General features: G+C 63.6%; 24 protein-coding genes. 12 read left to right on the forward strand and 12 right to left on the reverse strand.

What is annotated here, in order from left to right:
• Positions 1–30: 30 nt before the first annotated feature.
• From ACQ4WO_RS15480 to ACQ4WO_RS15495, 4 genes are all read right to left on the reverse strand, one after another.
• A complete protein-coding gene (locus tag ACQ4WO_RS15480; protein WP_034752817.1) occupies positions 31–1,089 on the reverse strand; it encodes a branched-chain amino acid ABC transporter permease in 1,059 nt (352 codons plus the stop codon).
• Positions 1,090–1,167: 78 nt separating this feature from the next.
• Positions 1,168–2,064, reverse strand: coding sequence for a branched-chain amino acid ABC transporter permease (locus ACQ4WO_RS15485; RefSeq protein WP_175444594.1), 897 nt, complete (start codon positions 2,062–2,064; stop codon positions 1,168–1,170).
• Between the two features lie 25 nt (positions 2,065–2,089).
• Entirely contained in the window at positions 2,090–2,905 is an 816-nt protein-coding gene (locus ACQ4WO_RS15490) for an ABC transporter ATP-binding protein (protein ID WP_034753577.1), read from the reverse strand.
• Positions 2,906–2,919: 14 nt separating this feature from the next.
• Positions 2,920–4,851 (reverse strand): AMP-binding protein, encoded by a 1,932-nt coding sequence (locus ACQ4WO_RS15495; protein WP_139091327.1) that lies wholly within the window; start codon positions 4,849–4,851, stop codon positions 2,920–2,922.
• A 180-nt stretch (positions 4,852–5,031) separates the two neighbouring features.
• Between ACQ4WO_RS15495 and ACQ4WO_RS15500 the strand changes: the two genes are divergently transcribed.
• The 7 genes from ACQ4WO_RS15500 to ACQ4WO_RS15530 all read left to right on the forward strand — a co-directional run bounded on the left by ACQ4WO_RS15500 (position 5,032) and on the right by ACQ4WO_RS15530 (position 12,143).
• On the forward strand, positions 5,032–5,730 hold the full coding sequence (locus ACQ4WO_RS15500; RefSeq protein ID WP_070289386.1) for a Crp/Fnr family transcriptional regulator: 699 nt from the start codon (positions 5,032–5,034) through the stop codon (positions 5,728–5,730).
• The gene (locus ACQ4WO_RS15505) at positions 5,717–7,765 is read left to right on the forward strand and encodes a DUF4132 domain-containing protein (RefSeq protein WP_436482220.1); all 2,049 of its coding nucleotides are present in this window, start codon (positions 5,717–5,719) and stop codon (positions 7,763–7,765) included. The genes ACQ4WO_RS15500 and ACQ4WO_RS15505 overlap by 14 nt, the downstream gene beginning before the upstream one ends.
• A gap of 109 nt (positions 7,766–7,874) precedes the next feature.
• Positions 7,875–9,698 (forward strand): aminopeptidase P family protein, encoded by a 1,824-nt coding sequence (locus tag ACQ4WO_RS15510; RefSeq protein ID WP_436482221.1) that lies wholly within the window; start codon positions 7,875–7,877, stop codon positions 9,696–9,698.
• Positions 9,698–9,946 (forward strand): hypothetical protein, encoded by a 249-nt coding sequence (locus ACQ4WO_RS15515; RefSeq protein WP_034752831.1) that lies wholly within the window; start codon positions 9,698–9,700, stop codon positions 9,944–9,946. The genes ACQ4WO_RS15510 and ACQ4WO_RS15515 overlap by 1 nt, the downstream gene beginning before the upstream one ends.
• Positions 9,947–10,687, forward strand: coding sequence for an MgtC/SapB family protein (locus tag ACQ4WO_RS15520; RefSeq protein WP_092713279.1), 741 nt, complete (start codon positions 9,947–9,949; stop codon positions 10,685–10,687).
• 16 nt (positions 10,688–10,703) lie between these two features.
• Positions 10,704–11,291 carry a DUF924 family protein gene (locus ACQ4WO_RS15525; protein WP_436482222.1) on the forward strand — a complete coding sequence of 196 codons (588 nt, stop codon included), beginning with the start codon at positions 10,704–10,706 and terminating at the stop codon, positions 11,289–11,291.
• 9 nt (positions 11,292–11,300) lie between these two features.
• Positions 11,301–12,143: a Rossmann-like and DUF2520 domain-containing protein gene (locus ACQ4WO_RS15530; RefSeq protein WP_436482223.1), complete on the forward strand. Its 843-nt coding sequence runs from the start codon at positions 11,301–11,303 to the stop codon at positions 12,141–12,143.
• Between the two features lies 1 nt (position 12,144).
• On the opposite strand, the gene ACQ4WO_RS15535 is transcribed toward ACQ4WO_RS15530, so the two are convergent.
• A complete protein-coding gene (locus ACQ4WO_RS15535) occupies positions 12,145–13,599 on the reverse strand; it encodes a sensor domain-containing diguanylate cyclase (protein WP_436482224.1) in 1,455 nt (484 codons plus the stop codon).
• A 265-nt stretch (positions 13,600–13,864) separates the two neighbouring features.
• Here ACQ4WO_RS15535 and ACQ4WO_RS15540 point away from each other — a divergent pair, with 265 nt between their 5' ends.
• Complete coding sequence (locus tag ACQ4WO_RS15540) at positions 13,865–14,227, forward strand: hypothetical protein (RefSeq protein WP_436482225.1); 363 nt, start codon at positions 13,865–13,867, stop codon at positions 14,225–14,227.
• Between the two features lie 15 nt (positions 14,228–14,242).
• Here ACQ4WO_RS15540 and ACQ4WO_RS15545 read toward each other — a convergent pair whose 3' ends face one another.
• Complete coding sequence (locus ACQ4WO_RS15545; RefSeq protein ID WP_436482226.1) at positions 14,243–14,824, reverse strand: putative pterin-binding protein; 582 nt, start codon at positions 14,822–14,824, stop codon at positions 14,243–14,245.
• Positions 14,825–15,059: 235 nt separating this feature from the next.
• Between ACQ4WO_RS15545 and ACQ4WO_RS15550 the strand changes: the two genes are divergently transcribed.
• Positions 15,060–15,641, forward strand: coding sequence for a porin family protein (locus ACQ4WO_RS15550; protein WP_034752848.1), 582 nt, complete (start codon positions 15,060–15,062; stop codon positions 15,639–15,641).
• A gap of 183 nt (positions 15,642–15,824) precedes the next feature.
• Here ACQ4WO_RS15550 and ettA read toward each other — a convergent pair whose 3' ends face one another.
• Positions 15,825–17,492 (reverse strand): energy-dependent translational throttle protein EttA, encoded by a 1,668-nt coding sequence (gene ettA / locus ACQ4WO_RS15555; protein WP_034752850.1) that lies wholly within the window; start codon positions 17,490–17,492, stop codon positions 15,825–15,827.
• Between the two features lie 87 nt (positions 17,493–17,579).
• On the reverse strand, positions 17,580–18,464 hold the full coding sequence (gene rarD, locus ACQ4WO_RS15560) for an EamA family transporter RarD (protein WP_436482227.1): 885 nt from the start codon (positions 18,462–18,464) through the stop codon (positions 17,580–17,582).
• A 238-nt stretch (positions 18,465–18,702) separates the two neighbouring features.
• Between rarD and ACQ4WO_RS15565 the strand changes: the two genes are divergently transcribed.
• Both ACQ4WO_RS15565 and ACQ4WO_RS15570 read left to right on the forward strand, forming a co-directional pair.
• Positions 18,703–20,580: a potassium transporter Kup gene (locus tag ACQ4WO_RS15565; protein ID WP_436482228.1), complete on the forward strand. Its 1,878-nt coding sequence runs from the start codon at positions 18,703–18,705 to the stop codon at positions 20,578–20,580.
• Positions 20,581–20,749: 169 nt separating this feature from the next.
• Entirely contained in the window at positions 20,750–21,211 is a 462-nt protein-coding gene (locus ACQ4WO_RS15570; RefSeq protein WP_436482229.1) for an FKBP-type peptidyl-prolyl cis-trans isomerase, read from the forward strand.
• A 65-nt stretch (positions 21,212–21,276) separates the two neighbouring features.
• Here ACQ4WO_RS15570 and ACQ4WO_RS15575 read toward each other — a convergent pair whose 3' ends face one another.
• Genes ACQ4WO_RS15575 through ACQ4WO_RS15585 form a run of 3 tightly spaced genes read right to left on the reverse strand, consistent with a single transcriptional unit; the run spans position 21,277 to position 23,369 of the window.
• On the reverse strand, positions 21,277–21,954 hold the full coding sequence (locus ACQ4WO_RS15575; protein WP_319992036.1) for a Dph6-related ATP pyrophosphatase: 678 nt from the start codon (positions 21,952–21,954) through the stop codon (positions 21,277–21,279).
• On the reverse strand, positions 21,951–22,421 hold the full coding sequence (locus tag ACQ4WO_RS15580) for a GNAT family N-acetyltransferase (protein WP_436482231.1): 471 nt from the start codon (positions 22,419–22,421) through the stop codon (positions 21,951–21,953). Before ACQ4WO_RS15580 ends, ACQ4WO_RS15575 begins: the two co-directional genes overlap by 4 nt.
• Before the next feature lie 39 nt (positions 22,422–22,460).
• The gene (locus ACQ4WO_RS15585; protein WP_070304446.1) at positions 22,461–23,369 is read right to left on the reverse strand and encodes a LysR family transcriptional regulator; all 909 of its coding nucleotides are present in this window, start codon (positions 23,367–23,369) and stop codon (positions 22,461–22,463) included.
• A 120-nt stretch (positions 23,370–23,489) separates the two neighbouring features.
• On the opposite strand from ACQ4WO_RS15585, the gene ACQ4WO_RS15590 reads away from it, so the two are divergent.
• On the forward strand, positions 23,490–24,323 hold the full coding sequence (locus tag ACQ4WO_RS15590; protein WP_436482232.1) for a type 1 glutamine amidotransferase domain-containing protein: 834 nt from the start codon (positions 23,490–23,492) through the stop codon (positions 24,321–24,323).
• 62 nt (positions 24,324–24,385) lie between these two features.
• Here the strand turns inward: ACQ4WO_RS15590 and ACQ4WO_RS15595 are convergent, their stop codons facing one another.
• Entirely contained in the window at positions 24,386–24,811 is a 426-nt protein-coding gene (locus ACQ4WO_RS15595; protein ID WP_034752862.1) for an organic hydroperoxide resistance protein, read from the reverse strand.
• Positions 24,812–24,909: the final 98 nt, after the last annotated feature.

The following is a 24,909-nucleotide window of genomic DNA, read 5'->3' on the forward strand; positions in this document are numbered from 1 at the left end:
TTCAAGTGAACCGACATCGACTGCAAAAACTTAATGGGGGAAGGGCCAGAGTCTCAACTTTTCCTTCGCGATCTGCCACAGCCTGGCCAGGCCGTGCGGCTCGACGATCAGGAAGAAAATGATCAGCGCGCCGAACACCATCAGTTCCAGGTTCGAAGCCACGCTGGTCGGCAACGCCAGGCCATGCGCGATGGTGTTCAGGAAGACGGGCAGCAGCACGATAAAGGCAGCGCCGAGGAAGGAACCTAAAATCGAACCGACGCCGCCGATGATGATCATGAACAGGATGCGGAAGGACAGGTCCAGGTTGTACGCTTCCGGCTCCACCGTGCCCAGGTAGGCGTACGCATACAGGGCGCCGGCCACGCCGCAGTAGAACGAACTGACGGCAAACGCCAGCAGCTTGGTGCGCATCAGTCTGAAACCGATCACTTCGGCCGCCATGTCCATGTCCCGCACGGCCATCCACGAGCGGCCCACGTTCGAGCGGATCATGTTCTTGGCCAGCAGCGCCATGCCGGCGACAATCGCCAGTACCAGCAGGTATTTGCTTTGCGGCGTGTCGAACTGGTAGCCGAGGATGGTCATCTTCTGCACCGTGATCACGCCCGAGGAGCTGTAGTTGGTCAGATACGGAATCTTGGTCAGGCACCAGACGACAAAGAACTGCGTCGCCAGGGTGGAGGCGGCCAAATAAAAGCCGCGGATGCGCAAGGAGGGCAGGCCGAAGGCGATGCCCACCATGGCCGCGCACAGGCCGCCGAGGATGAAGGACACGAGCAGCGGCAAGCCAGGCAGGCGGGCCATGAAGTTATACGAGGCAAAGGCGCCCACGGCCATGAAGGCGGCCGTGCCCAGCGACAGCTGGCCCGCGTAACCGGTCAGGATGTTCAGGCCCAGTGCCGCCAGGGCGAAGATCAGGAAGGGGATCAGGATCGCCGACAGCATGTAGGGCGAGGCAAAATACGGCAGGAGGAAGACGGCGACGAGCAGCGTGGCCGTCAGCGCCAGGCGGTCTTGCCTGATCGGGAAAATCTGGTTGTCAGCCTGGTAGCTGGTCTTGAATTGTCCTGCTTCACGGTAAATCATGGCGTGTCCTTTACTGGCTGTTGGGGTGTTTGTCGGATTACGCCTTCGGCTAATCCGACCTACGATGCTCTTGGGGCGTTATATGCGGCGGATGATTTTCTCGCCGAACAGGCCTTCCGGACGCACCAGCAGGAACAGCAGGGCCAGCACGTACGGGAACCAGCCTTCGATGCCGCCGCCCACCATGGGACCGAGGTAGACTTCGGCCAGTTTTTCCGACGCGCCGATGATCAGGCCGCCGACGATGGCGCCCGGCACCGACGTAAAGCCGCCGAGGATCAGCACCGGCAGCGCTTTCAGGGCGATGAAGGTGAGGGCGAACTGCACCCCGTTGCGCGCGCCCCACAGCAAGCCGGCCACCATCGCCACCAGGCCCGCCACGCCCCATACGACGGCCCAGATGCGCTGCAGCGGAATGCCCACGGCCAGCGCCGCCTGGTGGTCGTCGGCGACGGCGCGCAGGGCGCGGCCCACCTTGGTTTTCGAGAACAGTAAGGCCAGGCAGATCACCAGCAGCGCGCAGATGCCGGCCGCCACCACGTCGAACTGCGAGATGATGATGTTGAAATGGTCCATCAGGAAGGGCATCGGCACGTCTTCGATGGGCAGGTCCAGCTTGTGCACCTGCGAGCCCCACATCAGCTGCGCCAGGCCTTCGATGAAGAAGGTCAGGCCGATGGTGGCCATGAACAGCGTGATTTCGGGCTGGTTGACGAGGGGGCGCAGCACGACCTTCTCGATGGCCATGCCCAGCACGATCATGGTTACCATCGTCAGCGGGATGGCCAGCCACAGCGACAGGCCGAACTTGTCCATGATGCCGACGCAGGTGAGGGCGGCGAAAAACACCATCGCGCCCTGCGCAAAATTGAATACGCCCGACGCCTTGTAGATCAGGACGAAGCCGATCGCCACCAGCGCGTACATGACGCCCGACAGCAGGCCGCCGATCAGCACTTCAAAGAAAAAATTGATATTCATTGCTATTCCTTGTCTGGAGCTAGTGCGCGACACCCAAATACGCGTTGATGACATCCTGGTTGCTGCGCACCTCGTCAGGCGTGCCGTCGCCGATCTTCTTGCCGTAATCGAGCACCACCACGCGGTCGGAGATATCCATCACCACGCCCATGTCGTGCTCGATCAGCACGATGGTCGTGCCCAGCTGGTCGTTAACGTCGAGGATGAAGCGGCACATGTCCTGCTTTTCTTCCACGTTCATGCCGGCCATCGGTTCATCGAGCAGTAAAATTTCCGGTTCGGCCACCAGCGCGCGGCCCAGTTCCACCCGCTTTTGCAGGCCGTAGGGCAGGCGCCCCACGGGCGTCTTGCGGATGGCCTGGATTTCCAGGAAGTCGATGATCTCTTCGGCCTTCTTGCGATGCTCGATTTCCTCGCGCCGCGCCGGGCCCCAGTACAGGGCTTGCAGCAGGAAATTCGACTTCATCTTGAGGTTACGCCCCGTCATGATGTTGTCGAGCACCGTCATGCCCTTGAACAGGGCGATGTTCTGGAAGGTGCGCGCGATGCCGGACTTGGCGGCCGCATAGCAGTCCATGCCGCGCCGGTGCTCGCCGCGGTAGATGATTTCGCCCTGCTGCGGGCGGTACACGCCATTGATCACGTTCAGCATCGAGCTTTTGCCGGCGCCGTTCGGGCCGATGATGGCGCGGATTTCATGCTGCTTCACGTCGAACGAGATGTCGGTCAGCGCTTTTACGCCGCCGAACGACAGCGAGATATTCTTCAGGTCGAGGATCACGGGGCCCGCCTTGCGGGCCGTGCCGAAATGGGCGTCGGGTTCGTTCATTTGCATCGTGCTGTGCTCCATCATGCGGCCAGGCCCTGTGGCCGGTACGTTTTGCTGTCCCAGATCTGCAGGTCGGCGCTGGTCGAACCGGTGCGGCCATCCTCGAATTTCACCTGGGTCTCGATGTATTGCGTTGTCTTGCCTTCATACAGGGCAGAAATGAGCACCGCATACTTTTCGGCGATGAATTTGCGGCGGACCTTGCGCGTGCGCGTCAGTTCGTCGTCGTCCGGGTCGAGTTCCTTGTGCAGCACGAGGAAGCGGTGCACCTGCGTGCGGTCCATCAGCGGGTCGGCCGCCAGTTCCGCGTTGACCTGCTCGATGCAGTCGCGGATCAAGCCATAGGTCTCGGCGCGCGCCGCCAGGTCCGTATAGCCGGAATAGGCGATGCCGCGCCGCTCGGACCAGTTGCCCACCGCTTCGATGTCGATGTTGATGAAGGCGCAGACCTGGTCGCGCGCATGGCCAAAGGCCACCACTTCCTTGATGAAGGGGAAGAACTTGAGCTTGTTTTCGATGTAGTTGGGCGCGAACATGGCGCCGCAATTCATCTTGCCCACGTCGGCCGCGCGGTCGATGATTTTCAGATGGCCTTCGCTGTCGAACACGCCCGCGTCGCCCGTATGGAAGTAGCCGTGATCGTCGATCACTTCGGCCGTGGCGTCGGGACGCTTGAAGTAGCCGCTCATGGTGGCGGGCGACTTGACCAGCACTTCGCCATTGGCCGCCAGCTTGACTTCCACGCCCGGTGCCGGCAGACCGACGCTGTCGAACTTGATATTGCCGTCCGGTTGCAGACACACATAGGCGCAGGTTTCGGTCGAGCCGTACAGCTGCTTGAGGTTGACGCCGATGGAGCGGTAGAAGCGGAACAGGTCGGGGCCGATGGCGGCGCCGGCCGTGTAGGCGACGCGCACGCGCGACAGTCCTAGCACGTTTTTCAGGGGACCGTAGACGAGCAGTTCGCCCAGCTTGTAGCTGATGCGGTCCGCCAGCGGCACGGGCTTGCCATCGAGGATCTGCGCGCCGCAGCGCTTGGCCACGTCCATGAAATGGCTGAACATGTGGCGCTTGATGCTGCTCGCGTCTTCCATGCGTATCATCACGCTGGTGAGCATGTTCTCGAACACGCGCGGCGGCGCAAAGTAGCAGGTGGGGCCGATTTCGCGCATGTCGATCATCACCGTGTCGCCCGATTCGGGGCAGTTGACGGTGAAGCCGGCCACCATGGCCTGCGCCAGCGAGAACAGGCAGTCGCCGACCCACGCCATGGGCAGGTAGGACAGGATGTCTTCATTGTCGGTGAGCTTGTCGAAGGCGACGCCGCCTTCGCCGGCTGCCAGCAGCGCCGTATGGCTCTGGCACACGCCCTTCGGTTTGCCCGTGGTGCCCGAGGTGTACAGGATCACGGCCGAGTCGCTGCCTTGGCCCGCTGCCACGGCGGCGTCGAAAAAGCCCGGGTGTTCACGGTCATAGGCACGGCCCAGCGTCTGCAGGGCGGCAAAGGACGTCAGCTCCGGCTGGCGGTAATGGCGCATGCCGCGTTCATCGTCATAGGCGATGTGGGCGACGTGCGGATACAGGGCCTTGAGCTCGAGCAGCTTGTCGACCTGCTCCTGGTCTTCGACGATGGCGTAGCGGATTTCCGCATCCTGCAGCACGTAGGCCATGTCGGCGGCCGGCGCGTCCTGGTACAGTGGCACGGGCACGCCGCCCAGGCTTTGCGCGGCCAGCATGGCCCAGTACAGGCGGGGACGGTTGTCGCCGATGATGGCCAGGTTCATGCCGCGCTGGAAGCCGATGGCGGCCAGGCCGCAGGCCAGCGCGCGCACTTCCTCGTTCACCTCGGACCAGGTCCAGGTTTGCCAGATGCCCAGGTATTTTTCGCGAAAGGCGGGCTTGTCGGACCGTACTGTCCCGTGTTGCAATAAGCGCCGCGGAAAAGTCGGCATTGCTGCTGTGGTATTCGTTTGCACCAGTGTCTCCCTGTTGCTTGTCTCAGGCCCCACCTCGTTGGATGGCGCTCTGTGTTTTTTATGTGTAAGGCGTTTGTGCAATGATAGTAGCTTGCGTTAGTTTGCCAAGTTGTCTTTTCGGGGACATTTACCCACTTTTCGATGGTGCATCGCACAATGATCAATCCTGATATCAGCCTCAAGGATGCCGTGCGCGCGGCCCACTGGGCGCAGCTGCTCGACCCCGTGCAAATGGCACGGGTCGAGGCCGATGTGTTCGAGACTTTCGTGCCGAAAGGCGGCTTTGTCTGCCGCAAGGGCGAACCGGTGGACAACTGGATCGGCGTCATCAGCGGCATGGTCAAGATGAATAATTTTTCCGCCTCGGGCAAGGCCATGACGTTTACGGGCTTGTCACCGGGCAGCTGGTTTGGCGAAGGTTCGCTGCTCAAGCGCGAGATGCGCAAATACGACACCATCGCCGTGCGCGATACGCGCGTGGCGCGCCTGCCTGCCACCACCTTCCACTGGCTGCTGGAAACGAGCCTGCCATTCACGCGCTTCCTGCTGATGCAGCTCAACGAGCGCCTGGGCCAGTTCATCGGCATGATGGAAAACGAGCGCCTGCTCGACCTGAACACGCGCGTGGCGCGCTGCCTGGCCTCGATGTTCCATTCGCATCTGTACCCGAGCGTGGACACCTTGGTGCAACTGTCGCAGGAAGAAATCGGCCTGCTGTCCGGTTCCTCGCGCCAGCGCGCCAACCAGGCCTTGCAGGTGCTGGAAAAAAAGGGTTTATTGCGCCTCGATTACGGCGGCATCCGCGTGCTGGACCTGGAAGGCTTGCGCCGCTACGAGGCCGATGATGGAGACTGAAAGCTCCAGCCGTGCCGCAGCGCTGCGTGCACGCCTCGAGGGTGCTGCCGTCGACTATGCGCGTTTCGCGGGGCCGCCGGTCGATTTCAACGACTGGACACCCGAAGAACTGGGCGCCATCTGGGGGGCGTTGCACCGCGCGGCGCGCTTCGGCCATGATGATATTGCGCGGTTTAATCTGGCGCGCACGCTGCTGGAACAGGTGACTGAGGCCGGACTGGCGCCATTGCTGGCCGGCGCCGTGTTCCTCGACGCACTCGACGCGGCCGCTGATGACAACCTGGAATGGGAGTATGTCATCGGCTGCCTGGCCTGCCTGCAGGGCGAGGCGCCGGCAGGCACGGCGGCGCAGGCGCGGCGCATTCTTGGCGCAACCTCGGGCTGGGCCGAGCGGCCCTACCAGGCCTGGCTGCTGGCGCGCCTGGCGGGTGACGACGCCCCTGCCCAATTTGCGCAGCTGATGGAGGAGCGCCACGCCCGTTATCCGATGCCATTGACCTTGCAGGAATTGGCACTGCTGCCGCAGCTGGCGCAAGCGTCCCTGCTGGCGCTGGCCGGTTCGCCCCATAGCAGCTTCTGGAACCGCAACAGTATCGGCGAGGCGGATCCCGCCGAGGTGCTGGCCGACGATGCGGCGTATGTCGATTTTGCGCGGGCGATACTGGAACAGGCGGCGCGTCATATCGCCGCCATCCACGATGGCAGCGTACCGTATGCGGCCGATGCCGCCTTTGCCACGGCAGACTCGCCGGTGCTGGCGCGCGCCGCGCGGGTCGCCGCGTATCGCGATGATGGATGGTTCCGGCCCGTGATCGCCGTCTTGCTGCCTTTGGCATGCGCGGCGCCCGGCGCGGCAAAAAGCGCACCGTCGCAGTCGCTGGCGATGGCGCTGGGCCATGCGGTGGAAACCATCCCCACGCCCGAAAGCTTGCTGGCTCTGCGCACGGCGCTGGCGCAGGTGCGCCATGCGGGCATCCGCAAGAAGCTGGAACGCAATCTGAAACCGGCCGAACGGGCGCTGGCCGAGCGGCCCGATATCGCCTGGAGGATCGGCATGCCCGGTCCCATGGGCAAGCGGCGCCAGGCCATGCTGGCGCGCCGGCTGGAAGCGGGCTACGCCAGCGAGGTGTGGTTTGGCCTGGACCAATGGCGCGCCTTGTGCGACGATGCCGATATCGATACGGTGGCGCGCGCGCTGGTCTGGCGCACGGGCGATGGGCTGGCCTTCATGCTCGACGGGAAGGGGGCCATCGATGCGCAGGGGCAGCCAGTGCAATTGCCTGAACAAGGCGACATCGGCCTGTGGCATCCCTTGCACGGCAGCGGCGAGCAGCGCGCCGCCTGGCAGGCGCTGGTCACGCGGCGGCGCGTGCGCCAGCCGCTGCGCCAGGTGTATCGTGAAATATATGAGCCGTCCGGCGACGGCAGCGCCCCATTTGCCGGCTACCAGTTGTCGCTGCGTACCTTGCTGGGACTGGCCCGCCGCGAAGGCTGGCGGCTGGATGACGATGAAGGCTTGTCGCGCCAGTTCGGCGCCTGGCGCGTATTGCTGCGCCTCGGAGGACGCGTGTATCCAGGCGCGGGCGGCGTCTGCACGTCAAACGGGCTGGCGCCCGCGCAGATGTTGCCGATGGCGCCGGTGGCGTATTCGGAGGCGTGCCGCGCGGTGGATCTGCTGGTCAGCGCCAGCGCCCTGGCGCTGGTGGAAGAAGAGCAAAGCGTGCAGCGCGAAGAGCGCCTGTTTTACCTGGCCAACCTGGCACCGGGGCCGATGGCGGGCATGCGGCGCACCGTGCTGCGTCAGGTGTTTGCGCAGCAGATCGAAGCTGGGCGCATGGCGCTCGAACCGCGTCACCTGACGGTAGGCAGGCACGCGATTCACCTGGTCACCGGCCGGGTCACGCTGGATGGCGCTGAAGTGGCGACCGAGGTGGCTGCGAAGGGGAACAAGCTGGGCGCCGTGCCCTGGCTGCCGCACGATGAGGCGCTGCTGGAAAAAATCGTCGGCCTTGCCGGCCAGCTGCTCAAGCGTTGAAGATGACCCGGCATCCTGATCTGATCCTGGCCCTGAGGCTGCGTGAGTACTGCATTGCCGGCAATCGGAGTATCATGATCGCTTCCCAGCACAGCACCTTTTCGCCGCCATGCAGACAACCGTTCACAGTAATCCCGCCTCCCGTTTGACCTTGCTGCGCAGCGCCATGCGCGCGCAGCATATCGATGCCCTGATCGTGCCATCGGCCGACCCGCATTTGTCCGAGTACCTGCCGGCGCGCTGGCAGGGCCGTGAGTGGCTGTCGGGCTTTACGGGTTCCGTCGGCACCCTGGTCGTGACGCAGGATGTCGCCGGCGTGTGGACCGATGGCCGCTACTGGGAACAGGCGGAAGACGAGCTGGCCGGCAGCGGCATCGTCCTCAAAAAAACCCCGTCCGGCGCCAGCGTGCTGTATATCGACTGGCTGGGCGAGACCATGCAGCCGGGGCAGACTGTCGCCGTCGACGGCGCCGTGCTGGGCCTGGCCAATGCGCGCCTGCTGCAGCAGGCGCTGGGTGAGCAAGTGACCCTGCGCACGGACACCGACGTGCTGCAAGCCGTCTGGCCCGATCGCCCGGCCATGCCCGCCGCGCCCGTGGTTGAGCATGCGGCCGCGTATCCGTCGCTGTCGCGCACGCAAAAACTGGCGGCCCTGCGCGCCAGCATGGCGGCTCACGGCGCCAGCCACCATGTGATTTCCACTCTTGACGATATCGCGTACCTGTTCAACCTGCGCGGCGCCGATGTCAGTTACAACCCCGTCTTCCTCGCGCACGCGCTGGTGGGACCGGAGCGCGCCACCCTGTTCGTCGCCGACGGCAAAGTGCCGGCCGCCCTGCGCGCCACCCTGGAAAGCGAAGGCGTGGACGTGGCCGCGTATGACCGCAAGGCGGCCGCGCTGGCCGCCCTGCCGGCCGGCGCCACCTTGCTGCTCGATCCGCGCCGCATCACGTTCGGCACGCGCCAGGCCGTGGCCGAGGGCGTGCGGGTGGTGGAAGCCATCAACCCGACCACCCTGGCCAAGTCGCGCAAGACGGATGCCGAAGCGGCCCACGTGCGCGCCGCCATGGAGCAGGACGGCGCCGCCCTGTGCGAATTTTTCAGCTGGCTGGACGCTACCCTGGCCGACCCGCAGCGCGCGCCGTTGACGGAAATCGGCGTCGACGAGCACCTGACGGCCGCCCGCGCCCGCCGCGCGCACTTTGTCAGCCCCAGCTTCGGCACCATCGCTGGCTTCAATGCGCATGGCGCCATCATGCATTACCACGCGCATGCGGATTCGGCAGCCACCATCGAAGGCGACGGCTTGCTGCTGATCGACTCGGGCGGCCAGTATTGGGGCGGCACCACGGACATCACGCGCGTGGTCCCCGTCGGCACGATCACGGCCGAGCACAAGCGCGATTTCACCCTGGTCTTGCGCAGCATGATCGCCCTGTCGCGCGCGCAGTTCCCGCGCGGCGTGAAGTCGCCCATGCTCGACGCGATTGCCCGCGCACCGCTGTGGGCCGAAGGCATCGACTTTGGCCATGGCACGGGCCACGGCGTGGGCTTTTTCCTCAATGTCCATGAAGGACCGCAATCGATTTCCCAGTCCGCCATGCCGGAGCCGCAGACGGCCATGGAACCAGGCATGATCACGTCCATCGAGCCGGGCATTTATCGCCCCGGCCAGTGGGGCATCCGCATCGAGAACCTGGTGCTGAACGTACCCGCAGGGACGACGCAGTTCGGCGAATTCCTGCGCTTCGAAACCTTGACCCTGTGCCCGATCGATACGCGCTGCGTGGAACGCTCGCTGTTGCGCGACGACGAGGCGGCCTGGCTCAACGACTATCACGCCACCGTGCGCGAGCGCCTGGCGCCGCACCTGGCCGCGCTGACCGATGCGCCTGCGCTGGCGTGGCTGGAACAGCGCACGGGAGCCATCTGATGCGCTCGACCCGCGCCACCTCCGCCATCGAGCGGCTCAAGGAACGCACCGGCAACCGCCTCTACACGATGGCGCGCACGGGCGATGAACTGTTTTTCCTCACGGAAGGTCCCGGCTTGCCGCCCTTGTGCCCGCCGCTGGAACTCGATGCCTTTGTCGCCTTCGTCAATGGCCTGGGACCGCAAAAGGCGCGTCGCGTCAGCAAGCTCGATGTGGCATTTGAAAAGCAGCTGACGAAAAAGCCCTAAATGCCGACCATCGACTTCCTGCGCGCCTACTGGTCGCCGGCCGAGCTGGCGACGAATGGCGTGATCCTGCTGAACCTGCTCGGTGCGCTGCTGCTGGGCTTGCTGGTGGGCTACGAGCGTTCGTATCACGGGCGCGCTGCCGGCATGCGCACCTACAGCCTGGTGTGCATGGCCTCGGCCGCGCTGACGGTGCTGGGCGGCTATCCCGAGTTCTGGTACGGCGGCCATGGCGCCATCGTCGGCAGCGACCCCACGCGCGTGATCCAGGGCATCGTCACGGGCGTGGGTTTTCTCGGCGCCGGCGTGATCATGCGCGAGGGTTTCAATATCAGCGGCCTGACGACGGCCGCCTCGATCTGGGCTTCGTCCGTGATCGGCATCATGGTCGGCATCGGCTTTTATCTGTCGGCCATGGGCCTGGCCTTTTTGTGCGCGATGGCGATGATTTTTCTGTCAAAATTGGAGAACTGGCTGCCGTCGCGCCACGCGGTGGCCATCACCATGCGCTTCAAGCAAGGATTCATTCCCCGCGAAGATGCGCTGCGGCGCATGGCCGCCAAGCGCGGCTACGATATCGCCGGCGGCTCGCTGACCATCGGCAGCAACGACGGCATGCAGGAATGGCGCTTTGTCGCCATCGCGCATGGCAAGAACACGGGCGCCAGCCTGTCGGCCATGTCGGCAGAACTGGCCGCCTTCGAAGGCATCGCCGGCTTCCAGCTGTCGCATGCCCGCAATTGATCTGGATGCTGAGAGGATGGACATGGATGCACAGGCCCAAGAGGTACTCGATTTCTGGTTCCTGCCGCCGGATAACCCAGACTATGGCCAGTCGCGCGCGGAATGGTTCCGCAAGGATGATGCTTTCGACGCGCAGATACGCGCGCGTTTCGGCGCGCTGATCGATGCCGCCATCGACGGCGGCTTGCGCGAGTGGGATGCGACGCCGCACGGCGCGCTGGCGCGCCTCATCGTGCTCGATCAGTTCACGCGCAATGTGTATCGCGGCACGCCGCGCGCCTTTGCCGGCGATGCACGGGCGCTGGCGCTGGCCATCGCCTTGACGCAAGCGGGGCAGGACCGCCAGCTGCCGCCGATGCTGCGCGCTTTTGCCTATCTGCCGTTCGAACACGCGGAAGACCTGGCCATGCAGGCGCGCGCCGTCGAGCTGTTCCAGCTGCTGTCGCAGGCGCAGCCCGGTTTTGAGGGCATGCTCGACTACGCCGAGCGCCACCAGGAAGTGATCGCCCGCTTTGGCCGCTTCCCGCACCGTAACGCCATCCTGGGCCGCGCTTCCACGCCGCAAGAGCTGGAATTTTTGCGCCAGCCGGGATCGAGTTTCTAGACCATCGCCATGAATGTGACTTTGAATATCATCGGCGCCGGCCACGTGGGCCGCGTGCTGGGCCGTTTATTTGCGCAAGCCGAGGGGGCGCATGGTGGAAAAATCCTCGTGCAGGATGTGCTGACACGGTCGATGGCCTCGGCGCAAGCGGCCGTCGCTTTCATCGGCGCCGGCACGCCCGTCGACAGCTATGCGGCCTTGCGCCACGCCGACGTCACCATGCTGGCAGTCTCCGACGACCAGATCGGCCCGGCCTGCGCGGCGCTGGTGGCCGAAGGACGGCAGGCGGGCGCCATCGTGTTTCACTGCAGCGGCGCGCTGGCCTCGAACGTGCTGCTGGCGGCCACGCAGGCCGGCGCGTTTGTCGCCAGCGCCCACCCGATCCGCAGCTTTGCCGACCCGGCACAGGTGGCCGCTACCTTCGACGGCACGTTTTGCGGCGTGGAAGGCGATCCGCTGGCGCTGGCCTTCCTCACGCCGGCCTTGAATGCCATCGGCGCGCGCCCCGTGCCCATCGATCCGGCCGGCAAGACCCTGTATCACGCCGCCGCCGTCTTCGCCAGCAATTACCTGGTGACGGTGCTCGACGCGGCCTTGCGCGCGTATCAGGCGGCCGGCATTCCCGAACCGGTGGCGCGCGAACTGGCGCAGCCGCTGGTGACGGAAGCGGTGGCCAATGTATTTCGTCTGGGCGCCGCGCCGGCGCTGTCCGGCCCCATCGCACGCGGCGATTCGGCCACCGTGCAACGCCAGCAGCTGGCCGTGCAAAGCTGGGATGCCGCCACGGGCGAGCTGTACCGGGCGCTGGTGGCGCCCACACAGGATCTGGCCAGGCGCAAGCGCGGCGGATGACTCAGGCCGCGTGCACGCCGTTGCGGCCGTGATGCTTGGCCTGGTACAGCGCGCTGTCGGCGCGTGAAAAGAAGGCCGATTCGCTCTCCTCCGGCCGGTACTCGGCCACGCCCAGGCTGATCGTCACGGGTAGCTGCGGCGCGGGCAGGCCGAAATCGTGGCTTTCGATGGCGGCGCGCAGGTTTTCCGCCACTTCCGCCGCTTGCGCCAGGCTGCAGTTATTCAGCAGTACCAGGTATTCCTCGCCGCCCCAGCGCGTGATGACGTCGCTTTCACGCACGGTGGCGCGCGCCACGTCGGCCACGCCTCGGATGACCTTGTCGCCCCACAGGTGGCCGTGGGTATCGTTGACGCGCTTGAAGAAATCGATGTCGAAGAGGATGGCCGACATCGGCTGCTCGTTGCGTCTGGACAGGAGCATGGCGCGCTGGAACAGCAATTCCAGCGATTGGCGGTTCAATAGCCCGGTCAGCGCATCCGTCGAGGCGATGCGTTCGATGCGGCGCTGGTAGCGGTTTACCGTCAGCAAGGTCAGCACCAGTACCAGCACGGTCACGCCAAAGCTGATGGCCAGGTTGAAGATGAAGACGCGCTGCAGCGACTGGACTTCGTCGCTGACATTCTGCTCGACCACCAGGTACCAGCCCAGTTCGGGGATGAAACGCGAATTGACGAGGATTTCCGCGCGGCCCAGCTGGTACGACAGATGCGTCGGTTCGCTCCGGTGGTTGATGATTTGCTCGGCAATGGCGCGCACGCCGGGAAGGCTGCGGATGTTGCCGCGCCCGTTGCGCATGGTCTTGCCCGCCAATACCAGGGTACCGGCGGCATCGACAAAATAGATGTTGCGGTGGAAGCGCGCCTGGTAGCGGTCGATGATGTGGCTCATGGTGTCCAGGGTCAGGCCGATGCCGGTGGCGCCGATGAACTGGCCGTCGTAGTCAACCACGCGGTGGTTGATGAAGATGGTCATGCTGTCGCGGTTGGCCATGTCGATGTCGACGTTCGTTTCATAATCGGTCTTGTCCATGGCGCGCACGCGGTAGTACCAGATGTCGCGCGTCGCCTGCGGGCTGACGGATTTCAAGGTGCCTCCCGCATAGTAATATTTGCTGCTCTTGTCCGAGACGAGAAAGCTGGTGATGGCGCCGTACTTCTTCTTGACCTCGGCCAGGTAGCGCACGATCTGCTCCGGCTTGTTTTCTCCCGCCAGTATCCAGTCGCGCACGAAGGTGTCGTGCGCCATCAGCGAGGAAATGAAGACAGGGCGCAGCATGTCCTTCTGGATTTCCGAGTAAATGTTGTCGCCCGTCAGCGGCAGGGTCTGGTCGGCGATGCCGTGTTCGATGGCCTGGCGCGAGGCCAGGTAGCTGGCCAGGCTGGTCGCCATGAAGCCCGCCCCCAGGATCAGGGTCAGGAGGATGAGCAGGCGGTATTTGATCGACAGAAGACGCATGGAGACGGGGAGTGGCCGGCGGGAAGGCTATCGTGACGCAAGCCAAAAGTATGCAGCAGGGTGGGTATTGGCGCAATGATAACTGGTTTTATTGATAATTTACCCTGGCGAACGCGACAAGATAACCACGACTTACCAAATAAAAGTGCCGATTTGTCGACAAAGATGCCAATTAGCAATAAGATTTGACGAGGGGAATCATTGCGCACCGCCCCTGTCTTGCCGCCCGTTTCAGGCGCAGGATATTACGCGCAGGGAGTGTTGCATGTTATTTTTAAAGAGTACGTCCGTCAGCAAGGCCCCCGGCATCTACGAGGTCGACATTGCCGCCAAGCCGCCTGGCAAGACCTTCGGCATTTTTCTCGCCACCGATCCCGACCGTCCACCGTCAGCGTTGCTGGGGCAATTGAAGGCGCTGGGCTTCGAGAACACCTATAGCTCGCCTTACCTGCACAAGGATGGGGGCAAAGTGCTGGACCTGCATTTCCAGAAGGATGGCACGGATATCTTCAAGGGCTGGAAAACCGAGGAGTGCACGCAGAACCTGGCGGCTATCACGGCCCTGTTCGAGGAGCATGGCATCGTTATCACACCACGGGTGATGTCGATGGCGGAAGCCTACGCATAATCTGCCTCAACCGCCTCAGCCTGTCTCCACGCCAATGTGATACAGCGCCCACGGGCAGCTGGCGTAGCGTTCGGCCAGGGGCAGGGCCGCCACGGCCGCGATGCGGTCCGCATCGTGGATCGCCCATAGCGGCCCCAGCCCGCCCAGCGCCATCGCTTGTCCGTCCAGGTGGGTGGCGACAATAAAACGCTGGGCGCGCGCCTGCGCCATGGTCAGCGCCGCCGCGTAGCCATCGACGGCGCGCAGCAGCAAGCGAATCTCACCTTCCTCGGGCGCGCCCGCCGCCTTCAATACATCGACCAGCAACGGCCCGCGCAAGGCATGCGCCTTGCCGTCGTATTCCAGGGTGGGGTGGATCGTGCGCGCCGGCAAGTTCGCCAGCGCCGCAAAGTCGAATGCCCGCGCCCGCTCAAAACTGATCTTTTGCTTGTGCATCATCTGGTCGCGCACGGCGTCGAACGGACCGCGGTTGGGCTTGTCGATGCTGCCCGTGACGGTCAGCAAGGCCGGACCGCGCAAGCCGGCGGGTGCCGCCCGGGCGACGGTGGGCAGTGCCGCGCCCGCCATGGCGGCGGCGAGAAACTGGCGTTTATGCATGCACTTCTCCTCTGGCTGAAAATCGATAATGTTCTTAAGTCTATCTTAAGTTCGCTCAACGGGGCGCATTTTACGGTTATTGTCAGTTTGGAATCTCGGCTTACATCTTGTCACAGTTCTTACGGAATGGTGAAAGACGTAGCTTTTTTGGGCTGTTATTGTGTCCTCATCGCACTTCGCTGAACTGCGAATCCAGGCATGAATCTAGGAACATTTACCAATTAAGAGAGAGAACATGATGAAGAAGAAAATCCTGTTTGCAATGATCGCTTCCGTTACCGCACTGACCGGCATGAGCGCCGCACACGCCGAAGGCGCCTATGTGGGTGCCGGCGTCACGGGCAACCGTTATAACTTCGATATTCCTGGCGCCACCAGCGCCGATAATCACAGCGGCTACAAGGCAGGCGCCAAGATCTTCGCCGGTTACGATTTCGATAAGACCTGGGCGGTCGAGGGTGGTTATGCCGATTTCGGTAGCAAGGATTACAGCTATGTCACCGGCGCCGGCAACGGTTCCGTGAAAAGCGATTCGCACGGTTATTACCTGGCCGGCAAGGCCACCATGCCCGTGACCGACAAGGTCGGTGTGTTCGGCAAGCTCGGCGTGGCCAAGGTCAAGAATAGCCTGAGCGGCACGGGCCTGTCGACCGGCATCAGCGGCAACGACAAGACGGGCGTGTACGCTTCCGTCGGCGCCCAGTACGCGATCAACGAGAAAGTCTCGCTGACGGCGGAAGTGGAACACTTCGGCAAGAGCGCCGACCAGGGCCGCAAGGCTACGGGCCTCGCTTTAGGCGCACGCTACAACTTCTAAAAACCTACTGCGCGGCGCGATTTGCAGCCTCCGATGCTCACTGCCTCGGCGGCCCCGTGCTAAAGCACAGTTCCGCTTCTCAGCCACAACTCGTTGCCGTTCGCTACGGTTTTAAGAACTGGAAATGTGCTGAAAAAAAGGCAGTTACCGCGGTAACTGCCTTTTTGCATGGCCAGACCGAAATTACGTGGTCAAAGGCTTGTAGCGGATGCGTTTCGGCTTCGCGCCTTCTTCACCCAGGCGTTTCTTCTTGTCGGCTTCATATTCCTGATAGTTGCCGTCGAAGAAGGTGACTTGCGAGTTGCCTTCGAAGGCCAGGATGTGCGTGGCGATACGGTCGAGGAACCAGCGGTCATGGGAAATGACCATGACGCTGCCGGCAAATTCCAGCAGGGCGTCTTCCAGCGCGCGCAAGGTTTCCACGTCCAGATCGTTCGACGGTTCATCGAGCAGCAGGACGTTGCCGCCCATTAAGAGGGTTTTCGCCAGGTGCAGACGGCCGCGTTCACCGCCGGACAGGTTGCCCACTTGCTTTTGCTGGTCCGAGCCCTTGAAGTTGAAGCGGCCCAGGTAGGCGCGCGACGGCATTTCGAAGCGGCCGACCGTCAGCATGTCGGCGCCGCCGGATACGTCTTCGAACACGGATTTGTTGTCAGCGAGACTATCGCGGTTCTGGTCGACGATGGATACGCGCGCCGTCTGGCCGATGGCCACTTCGCCGCTGTCCGGCGTTTCCTTGCCGGTGATCATCTTGAACAGGGTCGACTTACCGGCGCCGTTGGGGCCGATGATGCCGACGATGGCGCCTGGCGGCACGGTGAAGCTCAGGTTATCGATCAGCAAGCGGTCGCCGAACGCTTTCGACACGTTCTTGAACTCGATGACTTCATTGCCCAGGCGCTCTGCCACGGGAATGAAGATCTCCTGCGTTTCGTTGCGTTTCTGGTATTCGTGCTCGGACAGCTCGTTGAAGCGGGCCAGGCGGGCTTTCGACTTGGCCTGGCGCGCTTTCGGGTTCTGGCGCGACCATTCCAATTCCTTCTGCAGCGCTTTCTGGCGCGCCGATTCCGTCGCCTCTTCCTGCTTCAGGCGGGCTTGCTTCTGGTCCAGCCAGGTCGAGTAGTTACCCTTCCATGGAATGCCGTGGCCGCGGTCCAGCTCCAGGATCCACTCTGCCGCGTTGTCGAGGAAGTAGCGGTCATGGGTGATGGCCACCACGGTGCCGGGGAAGCGCAGCAGGAATTGTTCCAGCCAATCGACCGATTCCGCATCCAGATGGTTGGTCGGCTCGTCGAGCAGCAGCATGTCGGGCTTGGACAGCAGCAGCTTGCACAGCGCCACGCGGCGCTTTTCACCGCCGGACAGCACGCCGATGGTGGCGTCCCATGGCGGCAGGCGCAGCGCGTCGGCGGCCATTTCCAGCTGCAGATTCAAATTGCCGCCGTCGGAAGTCGAGATGATCGCTTCCAGGCGTGCCTGTTCCGTGGCCAGGGCGTCGAAATCGGCGTCTTCCTCGGCATACGCGGCGTACACGGCTTCCAGCTTGGCTTGCGCTTCAAACACTTCGCCCAGGCCCGATTCCACTTCCTGGCGCACGGTTTTTGCCGGGTCCAGCTGCGGTTCCTGCGGCAGGTAGCCGATGTTCAGGCCCGGCATCGGCACGGCTTCGCCCTGGATGTCGGTGTCGATGCCTGCCATGATTTTCAGCAGGGTCGATTTGCCGGAGCCGTTCAGGCCCAGCACGCCGATCTTCGCGCCTGGGAAGAAGGAGAGGGAAATATCTTTTAGAATCTGACGCTTGGGCGGGACGATTTTGCCCACGCGATTCATGGTGTAGACGTAATTTGCCATTAGAAATCTCGGGTGATATACAAAGACGGACAGGATACGGTAAACGCCCGCTTCCGGCCAGCGCTGTGCGTTGCCGGAACGGGCCGGTCAGGCGGCCACGCGCGCGCGGCGGCTGCTCCACAGGCCTTCGGCCGCATACAGGCCCAGCGCTGTCCAGATGACGAGGAAGCCCAGCATGCGCTCGGGCGTGAACGATTCATGGAAGACCCATACGCCGATCAGGAGCTGGCCCGTGGGCGCGATGTATTGTAATAGTCCCAGCACGGCCAGCGGCAGGCGGCGCGCGCCGGCGGCAAACAGCAGCAGGGGAATGGCCGTGATGGGGCCGGACGCCAGCAGCAGCACGCGCGTGGCGGTGGAATCTGTATTGACGAAGCCGCTATGGCCATGCCATGCCAGCCACAGCATGTAGGCCAGCGCCAGGGGAAACAGAATCAATGTTTCGAACGACAGGCCTTCCAGCGCGCCCAGCGCGGCCGTTTTGCGCAGCAGGCCATAGCCGCCGAACGAGGCCGCCAGCAGCAAGGCGATCCAGGGCACTTGCCCCGCCTGCCAGGTGAGCCAGGCCACGCCGCAGGCGGCCAGGCCGATGGCCAGCCACTGCAGGCGGCGCAGGCGTTCGTGCAGCAGCAAAAAGCCCAGCATGACATTGATCAGGGGCGTAATGAAGTAGCCGAGGCTGGCGTCGACCACGTGGCCGTTGTTGACGGCCCAGATATAGATGAACCAGTTGGCCGAGAGTAAGAACGCACTGGCGACGAAGCTGGCCACGACCCTGGGCTGCGCTTTCAGGCTGCCCAGCCAGCTCCACTGCCGGCGCACGGTCAGCACGATACCGAGGAACAATAGCGACCAGACCATGCGGTGCGCGAGGATTTCCTGCGGCGCGATCTCGCCGATGGCATGAAAGTACAGGGGGAACAGGCCCCAGCACAGGAAGGCGAGGGAGGCGTACAACATGCCTGGATTCATGATGGGCTTCGCAGGAGAGTAGACAGTCTGTCATTATGGCTGAAAACATCGGGGGCTGCCCGGCGCCGCTGGCGAGGCGTAGAATGGCAACAAATCAATGGCCGCAAGCCCGCGCAGCAAGGCGGAGCGGCACAAAACCACGACTTTGGGGCAGCTGCGGAACCATGCAAAAATACTCTTGCTATTTGCTAATACCTATCATATTGTGCGATGCAACAAAACAAAAACGGGTGCAATCTTGACGTCGGAACATAAAAAAAGCGGCCTGGCTGGCCTGACCTTGGCGGCCGTCGGCATCGTTTACGGCGATATCGGTACCAGTCCGCTGTACACCTTGAAGACCGTTTTCGACCCGGCCCACGGCCTGATGCTGTCGCCCGAGAACCTGCTGGGCATCGTCTCGCTGATCTTCTGGGGCCTGACCCTGATCGTCTCGCTCAAGTACGTGACCCTGGTGCTGCGCGCCGATAACCGCGGCGAGGGCGGCATCATGGCCCTGATGGCACTGGTGCTGTCGTCCGTCAGCCGCCTGTCGCGCTGGCATTTCCCGCTGATGGTGATCGGCGTCTTCGGCGCCACCCTGTTCTATGGCGACAGCGTGATCACGCCGGCCATTTCCGTGCTGTCGGCGATCGAAGGCCTGGAAGTGGCCACGCCCGCCTTCAGTCCGTATGTCGTGCCGCTGACGATCGTCGTGCTGGTGGCGCTGTACTCGGTGCAATCGCACGGCACGGCCGGCATCGGCCGCTATTTTGCCCCCATCATGGTGCTGTGGTTTGCCGCGCTGGCCGGCATGGGCGTGGTCAACATCATCAAGTCGCCAGCCATCCTGGCCGCGCTCAATCCCCTGCACGCGGCGACCTTCCTGATGAATAACGGCTTCGTTGCCTTCGTTGCCCTGGGCGCCGTGGTGCTGGCGCTGACGGGCGCCGAGGCGCTGTACGCCGACATGGGCCACTTCGGCAAGAAGCCGATCCGCCTGGCCTGGTTCCTGATCGCCTTTCCCGCGCTGGCGCTGAACTACCTGGGCCAGGGCGGCTTGCTGCTCGCGCATCCGGAAGCCGTCACGAATCCGTTTTACCAGCAGCTGGGCGCGTGGAGCGTGTATCCGCTGGTGATCCTGTCGACCATGGCCACCGTGATCGCCTCGCAGGCGACCATTTCCGGCACCTTCTCGATGACCAAGCAGGCGATCGCGCTGGGCTTCTTGCCGCGCATGCGCGTGCGCCACACGTCGGAAAGCGAAATCGGGCAGATCTACATCCCCGCCGTGAACTGGCTGCAACTGGCCGTGGTGCTGCTGGCCGTCGTCGGCTTCGGCTCGTCGGAAAACCTGGCCGCCGCCTACGGTATCGCCGTGACGGCCACCATGCTGTCGACCACGATCCTGACGTTCTTCGTCATCCGCTACCGCTGGAAGATGAACCTGGCCCTGTGCTGGGCCGCCACGGGCTTTTTCCTGATCATCGACGTCAACCTGGTGTCGGCGACTGCCCTGAAACTGTTCCATGGCGGCTGGTTCCCGCTGCTGCTGGGCTCGATTTTGTTCATCGTCATGCTGACCTGGAAGCGCGGTCGCCAGCTGGTGTTCCAGAACCTGGAAAAGCATGCGATTCCGCTCGACGATTTCCTCTCGTCGCTGTTCATCGCGCCGCCGCTGCGCGTGCCGGGCACGGCCATCTTCCTGCGCGGCGAAACGGATGGCGTGCCGCATGCGCTGCTGCATAACTTGCTCCACAACAAGGTGTTGCATGAGCGCGTCATTTTCCTTACCGTCTTCATGCATGAAGAGCCATGGGCGGCGCCATCGGAGCGCGTGCGCGTGGTGGACCTGGGCCACCAGTGCTACCAGGTCAATGTGCATTACGGCTTCAAGGATGAACCGGACATTCCATCCGCGCTGGCGCAGTGTGCGCAGCAGGGACTGGATTTCGAGATGATGGAAACGTCGTTCTTCATCGCGCGCCAGACCATCATTTCGACGCCGGGCGCCGGCATGATGCCGTGGCGCGAGCACCTGTTCGTCACCATGTCGCGCAACGCGCGCACGGCGGCCGACTACTATCAGATCCCGAGCAACCGGGTGATCGAACTGGGCACGCAGGTGGAAATCTAGACATGACAATGCGGCGGGATGGTTATTCTGGCAATGTTGTATTGTTGCGTAATCTTCCGCCGTGCTTACGTCTGCTTACAAATTGGCTGCGCGACTCCTGTTAAACTGCTGCTCGCACCGGTCCGCACCGTACGGGCCTCAGCCACACACCAATATTTAAAGGGAAACCATGAAATCGGTATTTCAAATGATCGCCACCCTCGCTTGTGCCGTGGCCCTGACCGCTTGCGGTGCTGCTGCCAACACCGAGAAGCCGGTCGTGCTCGACCCGAATACGCAAGTGAAAGAACTGACCATTACCAATCCGGTGGTCGGTACCGGTACGGCAGCGGCAGCGGGCGATACCCTGCTGGTGACTTACACGGGCTGGCTGTATGACGCAAGCAAGCCGGGCAACAAGGGCGTGCAATTCGATGCGAGTGCGGAAGGCACCGGTTTTACTTTCCCTCTCGGTATCGGCCGGGTTATCCTGGGCTGGGACCGCGGCCTGGTCGGCATGCAGGTCGGCGGCACGCGCGTGCTGGCCATTCCGTATGACCTCGGTTATGGCAAGGCGGGCAGCCCGCCGAAGATTCCTGGCTATGCCGGCTTGCTGTTCGAGATCAAGCTGGTGAGCGTGACGAAAAAGTAAGCACGCGCAGGGCAGCAAATACAAGGGCGATTCCACGGAATCGCCCTTTTTGCTTTGGCGGCCCTTTACGCCTCGGGCGGAGCCAGTTCCTGGAAGTAATACGTGGCGCCGCCCAAGTTGGCCGGCGCGTCATATTGCAGCACTTGCGTGCGGCGCAGCGCCACCGGTGCGCTGAAGGCGGGGCCGTCGTAGACGAAGGTGTGGAATTCGCCGTTTTCACCGCAGGCGTCGACGCCGGGCGGCAGGTCGGCGAGGAAGGAAGCGTCGAACTCGCGCCCGCAAAATGCGCGCGGCAGGTGCTGGCCATTGATGCACACGACGATGGCCTTGAAGCCGGCGGCGAGAAATTCGTCGACCAGCGCGCGGCGATCCCCGCCCCACAGGGGCAGGTGTGCCGTCAGGCCGGCGACCGCGCAGACTTTTTCTTCCCAGTCGCGGTGCGGCTGCAGGTCGATGTCGCCAAACAGCGCATGATCGATGCCCTCGGCCTTTGCCGCGCGCAGCATGGCGATGAATTGCTCTTCATAGCTGGCCCAGCTGGCGTGATAGCGCTGCAGCCGCGCGCCCAGGCTGGCCGCCTGCGCGGCGAGCAGCTCGGGCGGCACACCGTGCGAGCGCGACTTGCGGCCATCTTCATCCATGGCCGTGATCAGCAGCGGCACGTCCATGCCGGCGTTGCGCGCGCGCCACAGAGCCAGGCAGGAATCCTTGCCGCCGCTCCAGGAAATCAGGGCCGTCGTCATGCCGCTTGCTCCACCGCGCGCAGCATGTCGACGTGCTGTATGCCGTCTTCGTCGTACGGTGCGCTGACGGTGACAAAGCCGAACGATTGATAGAAGCGCTCCAGGTACTGCTGCGCGCCGATGCGGATGGCGTGGCCGGGATGCTGGCGTTCGGCCCGCGCGATGCCTTCCGCCAGCAGATGCTTGCCGGCGCCCGTGGTGCGTGCCTCGGGCGCCGTCAGCACGCGGCCCAGCGACATTTCCACGTACTTGGCGCCCGGTGCCAGCACGCGCAGGTAGGCGGCCAGACGGCGCTGGCCATCGACCGTTTGCCAGCCCAGCAAATGCATGGCTTGCTGGTCATGGCCGTCCAGGTCCGGGTAAATGCACTGCTGTTCGATGACGAACACGCGCTGGCGCAGAGCCAGCACCTGGTACAAATCGTGGGGGCCGAGTTCGTCGAACGTGTTCCATTGCCAGCTGATCATGGGTCATCCTTGATTGAGAGTGGCGTGATTTTACCGGCTTCACGCGGCCGGCGTGGGATAGCGCTGCGCATACCACTGCTTCAGGTGCTCGATGCAGCGCGTCACGCGGGGCGCCACCAGCTGGCGCGACGGATAGATGGCGAACAGCGCCAGGCTGGGCCGCTCGATATCCGGAAACAGTTCGACCAGGGCGCCGCTGGCCAGTTCCTCGCGGCAGACAAAGGTGGGCAGGATGCCGATCCCCAGGCCGCGCAGGATCAGGCTGCGCATGAACAGGGTGTTGTTCGTGCGGACCCAGTTCGGCACTTCGATGTCGCTGTGCGGTCCCGCATGGCGCAGCGGCCAGCGGCTGCCGAACAGCGCGTGGCTGTAGATGAAGCAGCGCTGGCGCGTCAGGTCCGTGGCTTCCCGCAAGGGGCCGTGGCGTTCCAGGTAGGCGGGCGCGCAGCAGATGTGCAGGCGGTAGTCGTGGATATGGCGCGCCACGTAGCTCGAATCGTTGAGCGCGGTGGTGACGCGAAAGCCCAGGTCGTAGTTGGCGGCCGCGAGGTCGACATATTCATCCTTCAGGTCGACGTCCAGGCGCAGCGCGGGCCAGTCGGCCATGAAATCGGCCAGGCCTTCGGCCAGCTCGCCCACGCCCAAGGTCAGCGGCGCGTTGATGCGCAGGCGGCCCGTTACGTGCGCCGTCGAGTGTGCCACCATGTCTTCCGCCTGCGCCAGCTCGTCGAGCAGCTTGCGGCAGTGCTCGAGGTAGGCGGCGCCCGTTTCCGTCAGGGCCAGCTGGCGCGTGGTGCGCGTCATCAGGCGCCCACCCAGTTCCTGCTCCAACTGGCCGATGCGCCGGCTCACATATGACGCTGACAGGTCCAGTTCATCGGCGGCGCGGCGAAAGCTGCCCAGCTCGGCCACGCGGCGAAACAGCTGCATCGCCTGCAATTTATCCATTTCATTCCTATTCGGCGCTTCTATTCGGTCTTATTCTGCATCAGTGCTGTGCATTATTCATCATTTTTCCCCATTTTGATTCGGAATATGCTGGTGACCTCTCTACAGAAAGGCCACACCATGAAAAAATTACTGATCAGCAGCCTGTTGCTCGCCGCCTTTTCCAACGCCCAGGCGGCCGAGGTCCTCGTCGTGCTGTCGGACGCCAATCACCTCGAGCTGCGCGACGGCAAGGTCTTTTCGACGGGTTTTTATCTGAATGAACTGATGCAGCCCGTGAAAAAGCTGCTCGACGCGGGCCACACGGTGACGTTCGCCACGCCGCAGGGCAAGGCGCCCACCCTGGACGCCAGTTCGGATACGGTCGATTACTTTGGCGGCGACGCCGCCGCGCACGCGGCGCACAAGGCGCTGCTGGACCAGCTGGCGCTGGCGGTGCCGGGCCGCTCGCCCGTGATCAGCCTGAAGCGTGTGGAACAGATCGGTTATGGCCACTACGCGGCCGTGCTGGTGCCGGGCGGCCACGCACCGATGCAGGATCTGTTGAAGGATGCCAGCCTGGGCGCCTTGCTGCGCCAGTTCCACGCGGATGGCAAGCCGACGGCGCTGCTGTGCCATGGCCCCATCGCCTTGCTGTCGGCCTTGCCGCAGGCGGCAGCGTTTGCGGCCGCGCTGGAAGCGGGCCGCACGCCTGCCAAGCCGGCGGACTGGATCTACAGCGGCTACCGCATGACGGTGATCAGCAATCAGGAAGAGCTGGCGGCGCAAGGCGCGCTGAAGGGCGGGACGATGAAGTTCTATCCGCAGTCGGGCTTGCAGGCGGCCGGCGCGCGGTATGTGCAGAACCAGGCGCCGTGGACCAGCAACGTCGTGGTCGACCGCGAACTGATCACGGGACAGAATCCCGCCTCGGCGCCGGCCCTGGCGGACAAGCTGCTGCAGGCGCTGCGCTAAAGCAAAAATCCCCGGCGGCGCCAAGTGGCGCGTCCGGGGAGGTCGAGTGCATGCAGCGGGGATTAGACGATCGTCAGGGTGACGTCGATGTTGCCGCGCGTGGCGTTCGAGTACGGGCAGACGATGTGGGCGGCGGCGACCAGCGCTTCGGCGGCGGCGCGTTCCATGCCTGGCAGCGAGATTTTCAGTTCCACTTCGATGCCGAAGCCCGTTTCGATGGCGCCGATGCCGACGTTGCCTTCGATGGACAGATCCGCTGGCACGGCGATCTTGTCGCGGCCGCCGACGAATTTCATGGCGCCGATGAAGCAGGCCGAGTAGCCGGCGGCGAACAGTTGCTCCGGGTTGGTGCCGACGGCGCCATTGCCGCCCAGTTCTTTTGGCGTGGTCAGCTTGACGTCCAGCACATTGTCGGACGACACGGCACGGCCTTCGCGGCCTCCGGTGGCGGTGGCTTGAGCGCGGTACAGGACTTGTTTGATCGACATGATGGTTTCCTTTAGGTAGATAAATAGATGGCTACTAAATAGTGTGCTACTTTTTTCGTGGGCTCTCGCCCCAGGATCTCCGTCTGCAGAAGCACTTG

It is taken from the genome of Janthinobacterium aestuarii (assembly GCF_051380835.1).
Classification (GTDB): domain Bacteria; phylum Pseudomonadota; class Gammaproteobacteria; order Burkholderiales; family Burkholderiaceae_D; genus Janthinobacterium; species Janthinobacterium aestuarii.

Bases quoted from the DNA above. Each gene is read 5' to 3' on its own strand.
- ACQ4WO_RS15480 (WP_034752817.1), bottom strand. From the start codon at position 1,089: ATGATTTACCGTGAAGCAGGACAATTCAAGACCAGCTACCAGGCTGAC.
- ACQ4WO_RS15490 (WP_034753577.1), bottom strand. From the start codon at position 2,905: ATGCAAATGAACGAACCCGACGCCCATTTCGGCACGGCCCGCAAGGCG.
- ACQ4WO_RS15495 (WP_139091327.1), bottom strand. From the start codon at position 4,851: ATGCCGACTTTTCCGCGGCGCTTATTGCAACACGGGACAGTACGGTCC.
- ACQ4WO_RS15500 (WP_070289386.1), top strand. From the start codon at position 5,032: ATGATCAATCCTGATATCAGCCTCAAGGATGCCGTGCGCGCGGCCCAC.
- ACQ4WO_RS15505 (WP_436482220.1), top strand. From the start codon at position 5,717: ATGATGGAGACTGAAAGCTCCAGCCGTGCCGCAGCGCTGCGTGCACGC.
- ACQ4WO_RS15510 (WP_436482221.1), top strand. From the start codon at position 7,875: ATGCAGACAACCGTTCACAGTAATCCCGCCTCCCGTTTGACCTTGCTG.
- ACQ4WO_RS15515 (WP_034752831.1), top strand. From the start codon at position 9,698: ATGCGCTCGACCCGCGCCACCTCCGCCATCGAGCGGCTCAAGGAACGC.
- ACQ4WO_RS15520 (WP_092713279.1), top strand. From the start codon at position 9,947: ATGCCGACCATCGACTTCCTGCGCGCCTACTGGTCGCCGGCCGAGCTG.
- ACQ4WO_RS15525 (WP_436482222.1), top strand. From the start codon at position 10,704: ATGGACATGGATGCACAGGCCCAAGAGGTACTCGATTTCTGGTTCCTG.
- ACQ4WO_RS15530 (WP_436482223.1), top strand. From the start codon at position 11,301: ATGAATGTGACTTTGAATATCATCGGCGCCGGCCACGTGGGCCGCGTG.
- ACQ4WO_RS15535 (WP_436482224.1), bottom strand. From the start codon at position 13,599: ATGCGTCTTCTGTCGATCAAATACCGCCTGCTCATCCTCCTGACCCTG.
- ACQ4WO_RS15540 (WP_436482225.1), top strand. From the start codon at position 13,865: ATGTTATTTTTAAAGAGTACGTCCGTCAGCAAGGCCCCCGGCATCTAC.
- ACQ4WO_RS15545 (WP_436482226.1), bottom strand. From the start codon at position 14,824: ATGCATAAACGCCAGTTTCTCGCCGCCGCCATGGCGGGCGCGGCACTG.
- ACQ4WO_RS15550 (WP_034752848.1), top strand. From the start codon at position 15,060: ATGATGAAGAAGAAAATCCTGTTTGCAATGATCGCTTCCGTTACCGCA.
- ettA (WP_034752850.1), bottom strand. From the start codon at position 17,492: ATGGCAAATTACGTCTACACCATGAATCGCGTGGGCAAAATCGTCCCG.
- rarD (WP_436482227.1), bottom strand. From the start codon at position 18,464: ATGAATCCAGGCATGTTGTACGCCTCCCTCGCCTTCCTGTGCTGGGGC.
- ACQ4WO_RS15570 (WP_436482229.1), top strand. From the start codon at position 20,750: ATGAAATCGGTATTTCAAATGATCGCCACCCTCGCTTGTGCCGTGGCC.
- ACQ4WO_RS15575 (WP_319992036.1), bottom strand. From the start codon at position 21,954: ATGACGACGGCCCTGATTTCCTGGAGCGGCGGCAAGGATTCCTGCCTG.
- ACQ4WO_RS15580 (WP_436482231.1), bottom strand. From the start codon at position 22,421: ATGATCAGCTGGCAATGGAACACGTTCGACGAACTCGGCCCCCACGAT.
- ACQ4WO_RS15585 (WP_070304446.1), bottom strand. From the start codon at position 23,369: ATGGATAAATTGCAGGCGATGCAGCTGTTTCGCCGCGTGGCCGAGCTG.
- ACQ4WO_RS15590 (WP_436482232.1), top strand. From the start codon at position 23,490: ATGAAAAAATTACTGATCAGCAGCCTGTTGCTCGCCGCCTTTTCCAAC.
- ACQ4WO_RS15595 (WP_034752862.1), bottom strand. From the start codon at position 24,811: ATGTCGATCAAACAAGTCCTGTACCGCGCTCAAGCCACCGCCACCGGA.